A 12,795-nucleotide genomic window follows, 5' to 3' on the forward strand; every position below is an offset into this window, starting at 1 on the left:
TCGGGTCTCAGGACCGCGGCACGCCGGCGAACCAGAGCGAGACGTCCATGCCGCCCGGGAAGATGTCGCTGACCTGCTCCAGCGAGCCGTCCACCCCGGCCCGCACCATCGTCTCCTTGCGGCCGTCGGTGACGGTCGCGAGCACGCTCCGGGAGTCCTCCCACACCGTCTGCTGCACAGCGAAGGGCGCGTCGCGGTCCGCGGAGAAGGTGGTGAGGACCTTGCCGTTGCGGGCGTCCAGGATCGACAGGGTGGGCGAGCCGAGGCCGTCCGCGTCGTTGGTGAACCCCAGCACGAACTGGCCGTCCGGGCTGAAGTCTCCGAGCGCGGTGCGGCAGGTCTTCCACAGCAGGCGGCCGGGGTCCGAGAGCGCGTCCACGACGCCGTAGCAGGAGCCGCCGAGCGGGTCGTAGGTCAGCTGACCGGAGACCAGCCCGGTGGACTCCGACGCGCCGCGCACCGAGAGGAAGCGGTCGACCTGCTCCAGCCCACCGCCCGGCCGGGCGATGCTGACGGCGGGGCTGCCCCCGGCCAGCGTCTGGACGAGCACGGTGTCGCGGCCGAGGTAGCCGATCGGACGGGCGTCCAGGTTCGGCGCGTAGGGCAGCCGCCAGGTGACCGGCCGGCCACCGGCCGTCGGCGCGCTGACCAGGGTGGTCGTGCCGCCGCTGAGGTCGGTGTAGGCCGCGTGGGTGCCGTCCTCGTCGAGGACCAGCGACCCACCGCTGGGGCTGGCGTCGAGGACCTCGAAGTCGCGGCTGAGCTTCTGCGCCTCGACACCTCCGCCCTCGGAGGCGGCGAGGGCGAGCCAGCCGTCGGCGTACGGCACGACCTGCAGGTAGGCCTGCGGCAGGTCGAGCGTGGCGTCCGGAGTCACCAGCTGCCGCCGCGGGCCGACGACGTAGCTCGCCTGCGGCTCCGGCCCACGACGCAGCCCCTCCATCGTCAGCGGGAAGGTGCCGTCGGCGCGCGGCTGCGGAGCCGGGGTGGACTCCTCGCCCTGCGGGGGCTGCCCGGCGACCTGGGCCGGGGTGGGCCCGTCCGGGGTGCTGAGCGCATCGGTGATCGCGATGCCGGAGGGCACCACGACCGCGGCGACCAGGGCGGCGACGACGCCGCGCACGGCGTTGCGCCGCCGGCGCAGGGTGCGGGCGCGGCCGCGGACGTCGGCCATCCCGATCGGGTGGCCGCCGATCCCCTCCGAGCGCTCCCGGAGCGCCTGGGCGAGCAGGTCCTTCTCATCGCCTGGTTGCATCGAGCTCATCGTTCCTCCTCCCGGTCCTTCGCAAGCACGGGGTTGTCGTGGACGCGGGCCCGCAGGCCTGCCAGTGCCCGGCTGGCCTGGGACTTCACGGTGCCGACGGAGATGCCGAGGATGTCGGCGGTCTCGGCCTCGCTGAGGTCCTCGTAGTAGCGGAGCACGACCACCGCACGCTGCTTGCGGGGGAGGGTCTGCACGAACTCCCACAGCGCCGCGCTGCGGCCGTCGTCGTGGACGTCGGAGACCGTCTGGTGGTCGGGCAGCGTGTCGGTGCTGAACTCGCGGCGCTTCCAGGCCCGGCGCCACAGCGAGTTGTTCTCGTTGACCAGGATCCGGCGGACGTAGCCGTCGATCAGCTCCCGCTGCGACACCTTGTCCCAGGAGAGGTAGAGCTTGGCCAGCGCGGTCTGCACCAGGTCCTCGGCGGTGTGCTGGTCACCGGTGAGGAGGTACGCCGTGCGCAGCAGGCTGGGCTGGCGGGCCAGCATGTAGGCCTCGAACTCCTCGTCCCGGGTCCGGGAACGGTCCTGGACCGACACGGGGCACATCACTCCTACATCGACTGCCAGCTCCACTGATCTCACATCCTCTCCTGGCCCGGGCGGTTTCGTGTGCGGTTTCCGGTCCAAGACGCGGCCGGCGCCACGAAGGTTGCATCCGGGGCCGGGCGGGGCCTTGGCCCCGGCTGGATAGGGTGAGCCGGGCCGCAGGGCCGAGCACGTGCAGAGCAGTTCGGACGTCGTCCAGGAGGACAGATGCAGAAGGTTCGTGGAGTCGTCGCACGCGGCAAGGGGCAACCGGTCTCGATCGAGACGATCCTGGTCCCCGACCCCGGACCCGGGGAGGCGGTGGTGAAGGTGCAGGCCTGCGGGGTCTGCCACACCGACCTGCACTACCGCGAGGGCGGCATCAACGACGACTTCCCGTTCCTGCTCGGCCACGAGGCCGCCGGGATCGTGGAGGCGGTCGGCGCCGGGGTCACCGAGGTGGCGCCCGGGGACTTCGTGGTGCTGAACTGGCGCGCCGTCTGCGGCGACTGCCGGGCCTGCCGGCGCGGGGAGCCGTGGTACTGCTTCGCCACCCACAACGCCGCCCAGAAGATGACGCTGGAGGACGGCACGGAGCTGACCCCGGCGCTGGGCATCGGCGCCTTCGCGGAGAAGACCCTGGTGCACGCCGGCCAGTGCACCAAGGTGGACCCGTCCGCCCGGCCGGCCGCGGTCGGGCTGCTCGGCTGCGGCGTGATGGCGGGCATCGGCGCGGCGATCAACACCGGCAACGTCCGGCGTGGGCAGAGCGTGGCGGTGATCGGCTGCGGCGGGGTCGGCACCGCGGCCGTGGCCGGCGCCCGGCTGGCCGGTGCGGCGCGGATCATCGCGGTGGACCTCGACGACCGCAAGCTCGGGGGTGCGGTCCGGATGGGTGCGACGCACACCGTGAACAGCTCCGAGCAGGACCCGGTCCAGGCGATCCAGGAGCTCACCGACGGCTTCGGGGCCGACGTCGTGATCGACGCGGTGGGCCGGCCCGAGACGTGGAAGCAGGCGTTCTACGCCCGCGACCTCGCCGGCACCGTGGTGCTCGTCGGCGTACCGACCCCGGACATGACGGTGCCCGAGCTGCCGCTGATCGACGTCTTCGGCCGCGGCGGGTCGCTCAAGTCCAGCTGGTACGGCGACTGCCTGCCGTCGCGGGACTTCCCCGTGCTGGTGGACCTGTACCAGCAGGGGCGGCTCGACCTCGACTTCTTCGTCACCGAGGAGATCGACCTCGACGGGGTGGAGGCCGCCTTCGAGAAGATGCACCACGGCGAGGTGCTCCGCTCGGTGGTGATCCTGTGACCTCGGCCCGCGTCGACCACGGCGTCACCAGCGGCACCTTCTCGCTGGACGGGGAGACCTTCGACGTCGACAACAACGTCTGGGTGGTCGGCGACGACGCGGAGTGCATCGTGATCGACGCCCCGCACGACGTGGACGGGATCCTGGAGCTCGTCGCCGGGCGGCGGGTGCGGGCCATCGTCTGCACCCACGCCCACGACGACCACGTCCGGGTCGCGCCGGCGCTGCGTGAGGCGGTGACCGCGCCGATCCTGCTGCATCCCGACGACCGGCCGCTGTGGGAGCTCACGCACACCGACGAGCTGTGGGACGTCGACCTGCACGACGGGCAGCGGATCGAGGTCGCGGACACCACGCTGCAGGTGCTGCACACGCCCGGCCACGCCCCCGGCGCGGTCTGCCTCTACGCCCCCGACCTCGGCTGCGTGTTCACCGGCGACACCCTGTTCCAGGGTGGTCCCGGTGCCACCGGCCGGTCCTTCAGCGACCGCGAGGTGCTCGAGTCCAGCATCCGGGCGCGGCTCTTCGAGCTGCCCGAGGACACGATCGTGCACACCGGCCACGGCGACGACACCACCATCGGTGCCGAGCGGGCCGCACTGGGGCGATGATCACGTGTCGCGGCCGCTCCGGGCGGGTACCCACCTGAGGTGACCGCGACCTACCGCCTCCAGCTGCACGCCGGCTTCACCTTCGCCGACGCGCAGCGGGCCGTCCCCTATGTCTCCGACCTGGGTGCCACGCACCTCTACCTCTCCCCGGTGCTCCAGGCCGCGGCCGGCTCGATGCACGGCTACGACGTCGTGGACCACGGCCGGATCAGCGCCGAGCTGGGCGGCCGGGAGGGTCTGGAGGCGCTCGCCGCGACCGCTCGTGCCCACGGCCTGGGCCTGGTGGTCGACGTGGTGCCCAACCACATGGCGATGGTCGCGCCGGAGACGGCGAACCCGCAGCTGTGGGAGCTGCTCGCCACCGGGCCGGAGGGGCCCGTCGCGCACTGGTTCGACGTCGACTGGGCGGCCCTCGACGGCCGGATCGGGCTGCCGCTGCTCGGCGACACCCTCGCCGAGACCCTGGCGCGCGGCGAGCTGGTGCTGGACGAGCACGACGGCCGGCCGGTGATCCGCTACCACGACCACCTGTTCCCGGTGGCCGAGGACACCGCGCCCGCCGACGGCGCCGACGAAGCCGACGTGGCCGCCGTGCTCGAGAAGCAGCACTACCTGCTCGCGAGCTGGCGGGAGAAGGACACGGTGCTGAACTACCGCCGGTTCTTCGACGTCGACGGCCTGATCGCGGTCCGGGTCGAGGACCCGGACGTCTTCGAGGCCAGCCACCGCACCCTGCTCGAGCTCAACCACCGCGGCGTCATCGAGGGCTTCCGCATCGACCACCCCGACGGGCTCGCCGACCCCGAGGGCTACCTGCGGATGCTGCGCCGGGCCAGCCGGATCGGCACCGCGATCTGGGTGGAGAAGATCCTGGAGAAGGGCGAGACGCTGCCCGAGGCCTGGGAGTGCGACGGCACCACCGGCTACGACGGGATGCGCGCGATCACCGCGACGCTCCTCGACCCGACCACCGCGCAGACCCTCTCCGAGGCGTGGGCGGCCACCGGCGGGGAGCGCGACCTGCAGGTGACGCTCGCCGCCGCGAAGCGGGAGGTCGTGGAGCGGCTGCTCGGCGCCGAGCGGCACCGGCTCGTGCGCCGCGCCTCCGAGGTGCTGCCCGACGCCGACCCGGCACGTCTGGAGGCGGCCGTGGCCGAGCTGCTGGTGGCCTGCGAGGTCTACCGCGCCTACGCCCGGCCGGGCCGGCCCGCGGACGCCGCCGCCCAGAGGGTGATCGACGACGCCCGCGAGCGGGCCACCGCGGCCCGGCCGGACCTGGCCGACGAGCTCGCCGACCTCTCCCGGATCGCCAGCCACCCGCGGGCCTCGCAAGCCGCCGAGGTGGACTTCGCGATCCGGCTGCAGCAGACCTGGGGTCCGGTGATGGCCAAGGCGATCGAGGACACCTCCTACTACCGCTGGAACCGGCTGGTCGCGCTCAACGAGGTCGGCGGCGACCCGGAGATGCTCGAGCACGCCGGTCCCGAGGACCTGCACCGCTGGGCGGCCCACCAGCAGGCGCACTGGCCGCTCGGGATGGTGGCGCTGTCCACCCACGACACCAAGCGCAGCGAGGACGTCCGGGCCCGGTTGATCGCCCTCTCCGGCGACGCGGAGTCCTGGACGGTCTGTTCCGAGGCGTTCGCCGAGGCCGCGACCGAGCACGGCGTGGACGCCCCGACGGCGCACTTCGTCTGGCAGACGATCGCCGGGGTCGGCGACGTCGCCCCGGAGCGGCTCGAGGGCTACCTCACCAAGGCGGTCCGCGAGGCCAAGGAGCACACCGCCTGGGTCGACGGCGACGCGGAGTACGAGAAGCGGGTGCTGGCGCTGGCCGCCGCGGCCACCACCCACGGCCCGCTGAAGGCCGTGGTCGACACCGCGGTCGACCACAACCGCGAGGCGATCCGCGCGGTCGTGCTGGCCCAGAAGCTGCTGCAGCTGACGGTGCCAGGGACCCCCGACACCTACCAGGGGACCGAGGTCGTCGACCTGTCGCTGGTGGACCCGGACAACCGGCGTCCGGTCGACTACGACGCCCGGCGGGACCGGCTGGCGGCGTTGGCCGCGACCGCCGATGGCGGTTCGCGTGACCTCGACGACGAGAAGCTGCTCGTGACCGCGGCCGCGCTCAGGCTGCGGCACGACCTGCGGCACTGCTTCCGGGACACCGGGGCCTACGCCCCGGTCGTGACCAGCACCCGGCACGCGGTCGGCTTCACCCGCGGCGAGGAGGTCGCCGTGCTGGTCACCCGCGCGCCCCAGCGGCTCACCGCCTCGGGCGGGTGGGCCGACCACCTCTTGACGCTGCCCGCCGGGCTGTGGCGCGACGAGCTGTCCGGGGCGATGCACGAGGGCGGCCCGGTCCGGTGCGCGGAGGTCTTCGAGACGATGCCGGTGGCCCTGCTGCGACGGGTGCACATCTGATGGGCGCCTCCCGGACCCTGTGGCTGTGGGCGCCCGACGCCGGCCGGGTCGAGCTGCTGCTCGGCGACGACCGTCTGCCGATGGCCCGCGACGGCGACGTGTGGACCGCCGACGTGGACGCGCCGGACGGGACGCCGTACGCCTTCTCCCTCGACGGTGGCGACCCCCGCCCGGACCCGCGCGGGCTGCGGCTGCCCGACGGCCCGCACGGCTGGTCGGCGCTGTTCGACCCGAGCGTCTTCTCCTGGTCCGACGACGCCTGGGGCGGGTCGCCGCTCGAGGGGCGGTGATCTACGAGCTGCACGTCGGCACCTTCACCCCCGCGGGGACGCTCGACTCGGCGGTGGAACGGCTCGACCACCTCGTCGAGCTCGGGGTGAGCGTGGTCGAGCTGCTGCCGCTGGCGCCGTTCCCCGGCTCCCACAACTGGGGGTACGACGGGATCGCGCCCTACGCCGTGCACGAGGCGTACGGCGGGCCCGAGGCGCTGCAGCGGTTCGTCGACGCGGCGCACCGGGCCGGCCTCGGGGTCTGCCTCGACGTGGTCTACAACCACCTCGGCCCGGACGGCAACTACCTGGGCGAGATCGCGCCGTACCTCACCGACAAGCACGCCACGCCCTGGGGCCAGGCGGTCAACCTCGACGCGCCGGGCAGCGACCCGGTGCGTGCCTGGCTGCTCGACAACGTGGCGCTGTGGTTCCGCGACTTCCACGTCGACGGCCTCCGGCTCGACGCGGTGCACGAGCTCAAGGACGACCGGGCCACGCACGTGCTCGAGGAGATGTCGGCGCTGACCGATCGGATGTCGGCCGAGCTGGGCCGGCCGCTGTGGCTGGTCGCCGAGTCCGACCGCAACGACCCCGGCACGGTGACCCCCCGCGGCGCGGGCGCGGCGGTCGGCGGCGTCGGGGTGCACGGCCAGTGGGCCGACGACATCCACCACGCGCTGCACGTGGCGCTGACCGGGGAGACCCAGGGCTACTACGCCGACTTCGCCGCGCCCGAGGCGCTCGGCAAGGTGCTGCGCACTCCGTTCTTCCACGACGGCGGCTACTCCTCGTTCCGCGGCCGGTCGCACGGCCGTCCGGTCGACGCCGCGACCGTGCCGGGCTGGCGGTTCGTGGCGTCGCTGCAGACCCACGACCAGGTCGGCAACCGGGCCACCGGTGACCGGCTCTCCCAGCTCGTCGGGGTGGACCTGCTCGCCTGCGGTGCCGCGCTGCTGCTCACCTCGCCGTGGACCCCGATGCTGTTCATGGGGGAGGAGTGGGGCGCCGGGACGCCGTGGCAGTTCTTCGTCGACCACACCGACCCGGGGATCGCCGAGGCCACCCGTCAGGGCCGGCGGGCGGAGTTCGGCTCGCACGGCTGGGACGAGCTCGACGTGCCCGACCCGCAGGACCCGGAGACGTTCCGGCGCTCGCAGCTCGACTGGAGCGAGCCCGCGCGCGGCGACCATGCCCGGCTGCTGGGGTGGTACCGCGACCTCATCGCGCTGCGCCGCTCGACCCCCGACCTGCGCTCCGGTGACCTGACCGAGGTGGCGGTCACCTGGGACGCCGCGGCGCGCCGGGTCGACCTGCGGCGCGGCGGGCACCGGGTGCTGGTCAACCTCGGCGACACGCCGTGGACGGTCGAGGCCGCGGGCAAGGTCGCCCTCGACTGGGTCTCCAAGGGCTCGCTCGAGCACGGGCCGGACGGCTGCACCGTGCCGCCGGAGTCGGCTGTGGTGCTGGCTCCCTGACCGGCCTCCCCGAGGTCAGCCGGGCGCGAGGACGGCCGTCGTCCAGTCCACCTGGCGCAGCCCGCAGGACTCGTAGGCGGCGACCGCCCCGGCGTTGGACGCCGGCGTGTGCACGCGCACCCCGCTGGCTCCGGCGGCGGCCAGGGCGGTCATCACGCCGAGGTTCACCCGGCGCCCGTAGCCCTGCCGCCGGTGCTCGGGGTGCGTGCCGACGGGCTCGAGGATCGCGCAGCGCCCCGGGCCGGCGAACCAGCCGGTGGCCGCGGCGGCCGGCGCCCCCTCAGGCGTCCAGGTCACCATCTCGAACCGGCCGTCGTAGGTCGGGCCGGCCGACATCCGGTCCCACAGCTCGGGGGTGAACGTCGAGCCGGGGGCGAAGGCGGAGCGCTGCACCGACGTACGCGCCTCCACGTCCTCGGGGCTGTCCAGGGGCCGGGTGCCGGGGTCCTCGCGGGCGACGTCGTCGGGCCCGAGCTCGCGGTAGAGCAGCACCCACGGGTCGGGGTCGGCGGACCAGCCGGCGCCGACCAGCAGCCGACGCAGCGCGGTGCCGCTCGGCGCGTCGACGTACCCGAAGCCCCGCGCCTCCCCGGCGATCGCGGCGGCCAGCCCCGGGTCGCGGTCCCGGTCGGGCCGGACCGCGGTCCGCAGCACCACGTCCTCGGCGAGGCCAACCGCCACCGGCACGCCGTCGTCCTCCCAGAGCCGCAGCGCGTCGGTGAGGTGCTCGTCGGCCAGCCGCAGGTGCCAGCCGACGTCGCCCGAGTGCAGCTGCGCGGTCAGCGGCGCCTCGCCGACCCACGCGTCGAGCGCGGTGGTCGCGGTGTCGGCGAGGTCGCGCCCTCCGCGGTGCAGGGTCAACGTCATGGCCAGCACCGTAGGGGTCCCGGCGTGACCTCAGCCACTCCTTTGCCTGCGTGGGTCGCCGCCGGGTTTGTGCTGGCTCGCAACGACTGCGACCGTAGTCGGGTGCGGAGGACAACCCTGGGAGCGGCGGCGCTGGCCGCGCTGCTGACCGTGTCCGCGTGCGGGTCGCAGACCGGCACCCCCGAGCCGCGGGCCGGCGGGATGGTGCGGACCGCGACGCCCCCCACCGCGTCGGCCGTCACCGGGGCGCGGACCGGGACCGCCCACGCAGCACCGCTGCCGATCGACACCGGATGGGGACCGACCGCGCAGGAGATCAACCGGGCCCGCGCCCTGGTCGGGAGGCTGACACTGGCCGAGCGGGCCGGGCAGGTGATCTACGCGCGGTACGCCGGCACCGCCGCGCCCACCGACCTCGTCGACCGGCTGCACCTGGGCGGGATCGTGGTGTTCGCCGACAACTACGAGGACACCGACCAGATCCGGGCCAGCAACGCCACGGTCCAGCAGGCCGCCCGACGGGCCGGCCGCGACTTCCCGGTCGGCATCGGCGTCGACCAGGAGGGCGGCATCGTCGAGCGCGTCACCGGAGGCACCCGGTTCCCGGCGTTCATGACCGCCGGCGCCGCCGACGACGAGGCGCTCACCCGGGCCGCCGCGCAGGCGAGCGGCCGGGAGCTGGCCGGCCTCGGCTTCAACCTCGACTACGCCCCGGACGCCGACGTCACGATCGGCCGCAGCGACCCCACCATCGGCTCGCGCTCGGCCGGCTCGCGGCCCGCGCTGGTCGCCCGGCAGGTGGTGGCCTCGGCGCGCGGCTACGAGTCCACGGGGGTGGTGCCGGTCCTCAAGCACTTCCCGGGCCACGGCTCGCTGACCACCGACAGCCACCTGGCGCTGCCGGTCCAGCGCCGCTCCCTGTCCGAGCTGCAGCAGCGCGACCTAGTGCCGTTCAAGACCGCGGTGGCGGCCGGGCTGCCGAGCATCATGGTCGGCCACATCGACGTACGCGCTCTCGACCCGGGGATGCCGTCCTCCCTGTCCCGCAAGGTCGTGACCGGGCTGCTGCGGGACCGCCTCGGCTTCGACGGGGTGGTGGTCACCGACTCGCTGGCGATGCACGCGGTCTCCGACCGGTTCGCCAGCGGTCCGGCAGCCGTCCGCGCCCTGCAGGCCGGCAACGACGTCGTGCTGATGCCGCCCTCGCCGAAGCTGGCCCGCGACGGCATCGTGCGGGCCGTCCGCGAGGGTCGGCTCTCCTCGGCCCGGCTGGTGCAGGCCGCCACCCGGCAGGTGGCGCTGCTGCTGCACGAGCAGGCCGCCGGGCTGGAGACCGCGGCGCCGGGCTCGGGCAGCGCAGCCTCCGCCGCCTGGTCCGCCGCCGCGCTCACCAGCGTCAGCGGCCCGTGCAGCGGTCGGCTGGTCGGCAGCCGGGTGAGCGTCAGCGGCCCTCCCACCGCCGTGGACCGGTTCCGCACCGCTGCCGCCGCGGCCGGCCTCGCCGTCGGCCGTCGCGGCACGACCGTGCGGCTGATCGGCTACGGCGGCGCCGCGGTCCGCGGCGACGTCGTGGTGGCCACGGACACCCCCTACGTGCTCGGCGACAGTGCCGCGCCCGTGCGGCTCGCCACCTACGGCGACACCCCCGGCGCGATGCGGGCGCTGGTCGACGTGCTGCTCGGCCGGGCCCCGGCGCCCGGGTCGCTACCGGTCGAGGTCGCCGGCGTACCGCGGTCCGGCTGCTGAGCAGCCGACCCCCCTGCAGCTACCACCCGACGGCACTGGCGGGCCGGCCGGTGGTCGCTGCGCGGCGGCGACCGTCGCTCGGACATGCACTTGCGGCCGCGGGCCGGTCGGCTCAGGCGGGAGGGTGCGAGGTGAGGGCGGCTACTGCATGTCCGAGCGCAGCCGCCGGGCGCGAGATCGGACCGCCGGGCCTTGAAGTCGCCCGGGTGGTGACCCGTCGCTCGGACATGCACTTGAGGCCGCGGGCCGGTCGGCTCAGGCGGGAGGGTGCGAGTTGGGGGCGGCTACTGCATGTCCGAGCGCAGCCCCGACGTCGAGCACGGGTCCGGGCGGCTGGGCCGGTCAGCCGCCGCCGACGCGGCGACCGAACCCGGTCGGTGGCCCTGGCTCTGGCCGGCCGGTGGTCGCCGCGCGGCGGCGACCCTCGCTCGGACATGCACTTGTGGTGCCGGGCCGGTCGGCTCAGGCGGGAGGGTGCGAGTTGGGGGCGGCTACTGCATGTCCGAGCGCAGCCGCCGACGTCGAGCACAGGTCCGGGCGGCTGGGCCGGTCAGAGCGGTCGCACCGACAGGGCGGTGCCCTTCCCGTCGACCCGGGTCATCACCAGCGTGGCCTCCTCGGTGCCGCTGAGCGCGAGCCGCTTGCGCAGCAGCTCGGGCACCACGTCGACGCCGCGCTTCTTGATCGTCAGCCGGCCGATCCGTCGCTCACGCAGCGCAGCCTTCAGCGCCTTCTCCTTGAACGGCAGCTCCTCGAGCACCTCGTAGGAGCGGGCGAACGGCGTGGAGAAGGCCTCGTCGGAGGTCACGTAGGCGATGTGCTCGTCGAGCAGTCCGCCGCCGACGCCGGCTGCCACCGCGGTCACCAGGCCGGCCCGGATGACGGCGCCGTCGGGCTCGTAGAGGAAACGGCCGACCGGTCGCACCGGTGCGCCGCCGGGGTCGTCCTCGTCGGTGAGGGTGGCCAGGCCCGTCGGCCGCAGCACGGTCGCGCGGCGCCGCACGGTGGCCAGCGCCGGCGACCACAGCACGGCCTCCTTGACGTCGCCCTCGTCGCTGACGAACTCGGCCTCCACGCCCTCGGCCACGAGGTGGTGCGGGATCCCGGGGGCGACCTTGACCAGCGACGGGCGCTGCAGCAGCTGCTCGATGAACGGCCACGGCGGCGACCAGCCCTCCACGGCGAAGACCCGGCCGGCGGCGGTCCGACGTGCCGGGTCGGCGAACACCACCCCGAACGCGGTGGTGTCGACGTCCTCGGCGGCGGCCTCCTGCACCGCCCCGCCCAGCTCGAGGGCGGCCAGGTTGGCGCGTGCCACCTCGACCCGCAGCGAGTCCCGGTCGATGCCGGCCGCGGTCAGGCCGGCCATCGCGAAGGCCAGCAGGTCGCCGCCGATCCCGCAGCCGAGATCCAGCACCGCGCCCGGGTCGGCGAGCGCGACCCGGGCCGCCCGGTGCCGCGCGACCCGGAGCCGGGTGGACTGCTCCAGACCCTCGGGGGTGAAGTAGAGCCGGGGAGCGAGGTCCCCGAACTTCGCGACCGCACGACCCCGCAGCTCGACCTGGGTGAGCGCCGCGGCGACGTCGTCGGACGGGGCCTCGCGGCGAAGCGCCGCCGCGGTCCGCAGCGGGTCACCGCCCTGCTCGGCGTAGACCCGCCCGGCCCGGTCGAGAAGCCGCTGCCCCTCGGGCGTCAGGAGCCGGCGGAACGCGTCGAGGTCCATGCGCCGAAGTCTGGCACTCGACTTGACCGAGTGCTAATCGCCCAATACATTCGCCTTAGCACTCTCCCCTGGAGGGTGCCAGAGCTTGCTCAGGTGCCCGACCCCCGCGACGGCGTGCACCAGCGGCAGGCACGACAACCCAGCACCACCACAATCGTCTCGCAGAAAACACGGGAAAGCGGAGGTCGACAACGTGTCGGTCAACATCAAGCCTCTCGAGGACCGGATCGTCGTGAAGCCCCTCGACGCCGAGCAGACCACGGCTTCCGGCCTGGTCATCCCCGACACCGCCAAGGAGAAGCCCCAGGAGGGCGAGGTCCTGGCGATCGGTCCGGGTCGCATCGACGACAACGGCAACCGGGTCCCGCTCGACGTCAACGTCGGCGACAAGGTCATCTACAGCAAGTACGGCGGCACCGAGGTCAAGTACGCCGGTGACGAGTACCTCATCCTCTCCGCCCGCGACGTGCTCGCGGTCGTCGGCTGATCCAGGCCGACCCGCAGCGACCCTCCGGGGTGCGCCGCACACAAGCACAGCGACTCAGCCCCGGCTGGCCCTGACAGGTTCGGGC

General features: G+C 74.3%; 11 protein-coding genes. 7 read left to right on the forward strand and 4 right to left on the reverse strand.

Annotated elements, in window-relative coordinates; all coding sequences use genetic code 11:
• Nucleotides 1-7: 7 nt before the first annotated feature.
• The gene (locus H9L09_RS12705; RefSeq protein ID WP_187577296.1) at nucleotides 8-1,264 is read right to left on the reverse strand and encodes a hypothetical protein; all 1,257 of its coding nucleotides are present in this window, start codon (nucleotides 1,262-1,264) and stop codon (nucleotides 8-10) included.
• Nucleotides 1,261-1,809: a SigE family RNA polymerase sigma factor gene (locus tag H9L09_RS12710; RefSeq protein ID WP_187580865.1), complete on the reverse strand. Its 549-nt coding sequence runs from the start codon at nucleotides 1,807-1,809 to the stop codon at nucleotides 1,261-1,263. The genes H9L09_RS12705 and H9L09_RS12710 overlap by 4 nt, the downstream gene beginning before the upstream one ends.
• A 207-nt stretch (nucleotides 1,810-2,016) precedes the next feature.
• Between H9L09_RS12710 and H9L09_RS12715 the strand changes: the two genes are divergently transcribed.
• From H9L09_RS12715 to treZ, 5 genes are read left to right on the forward strand one after another with little or no spacing between them, the layout of a single operon-like run.
• Entirely contained in the window at nucleotides 2,017-3,102 is a 1,086-nt protein-coding gene (locus H9L09_RS12715; protein WP_187577297.1) for an S-(hydroxymethyl)mycothiol dehydrogenase, read from the forward strand.
• A complete protein-coding gene (locus H9L09_RS12720) occupies nucleotides 3,099-3,713 on the forward strand; it encodes an MBL fold metallo-hydrolase (protein WP_187577298.1) in 615 nt (204 codons plus the stop codon). Before H9L09_RS12715 ends, H9L09_RS12720 begins: the two co-directional genes overlap by 4 nt.
• A 39-nt stretch (nucleotides 3,714-3,752) precedes the next feature.
• The gene (treY, locus tag H9L09_RS12725; RefSeq protein ID WP_187577299.1) at nucleotides 3,753-6,140 is read left to right on the forward strand and encodes a malto-oligosyltrehalose synthase; all 2,388 of its coding nucleotides are present in this window, start codon (nucleotides 3,753-3,755) and stop codon (nucleotides 6,138-6,140) included.
• Nucleotides 6,140-6,430, forward strand: a complete 291-nt coding sequence (locus H9L09_RS21645; RefSeq protein WP_223164027.1) for an early set domain-containing protein — start codon at nucleotides 6,140-6,142, stop codon at nucleotides 6,428-6,430. Before treY ends, H9L09_RS21645 begins: the two co-directional genes overlap by 1 nt.
• Entirely contained in the window at nucleotides 6,427-7,887 is a 1,461-nt protein-coding gene (gene treZ / locus H9L09_RS12730) for a malto-oligosyltrehalose trehalohydrolase (RefSeq protein WP_223164028.1), read from the forward strand. The genes H9L09_RS21645 and treZ overlap by 4 nt, the downstream gene beginning before the upstream one ends.
• Before the next feature lie 15 nt (nucleotides 7,888-7,902).
• Here treZ and H9L09_RS12735 read toward each other — a convergent pair whose 3' ends face one another.
• Entirely contained in the window at nucleotides 7,903-8,754 is an 852-nt protein-coding gene (locus H9L09_RS12735; protein ID WP_187577300.1) for a GNAT family N-acetyltransferase, read from the reverse strand.
• Between the two features lie 102 nt (nucleotides 8,755-8,856).
• Here H9L09_RS12735 and H9L09_RS12740 point away from each other — a divergent pair, with 102 nt between their 5' ends.
• Nucleotides 8,857-10,500 (forward strand): glycoside hydrolase family 3 protein, encoded by a 1,644-nt coding sequence (locus H9L09_RS12740; protein WP_223164029.1) that lies wholly within the window; start codon nucleotides 8,857-8,859, stop codon nucleotides 10,498-10,500.
• Between the two features lie 550 nt (nucleotides 10,501-11,050).
• On the opposite strand, the gene H9L09_RS12745 is transcribed toward H9L09_RS12740, so the two are convergent.
• The gene (locus H9L09_RS12745) at nucleotides 11,051-12,223 is read right to left on the reverse strand and encodes a class I SAM-dependent methyltransferase (protein WP_187577301.1); all 1,173 of its coding nucleotides are present in this window, start codon (nucleotides 12,221-12,223) and stop codon (nucleotides 11,051-11,053) included.
• Between the two features lie 193 nt (nucleotides 12,224-12,416).
• On the opposite strand from H9L09_RS12745, the gene groES reads away from it, so the two are divergent.
• Entirely contained in the window at nucleotides 12,417-12,710 is a 294-nt protein-coding gene (groES, locus tag H9L09_RS12750) for a co-chaperone GroES (protein ID WP_187577302.1), read from the forward strand.
• The last annotated feature ends 85 nt before the right edge of the window (nucleotides 12,711-12,795 follow it).

This window comes from Nocardioides mesophilus (assembly GCF_014395785.1).
In the GTDB taxonomy this organism is placed as follows: Bacteria; Actinomycetota; Actinomycetes; order Propionibacteriales; family Nocardioidaceae; genus Nocardioides_B; species Nocardioides_B mesophilus.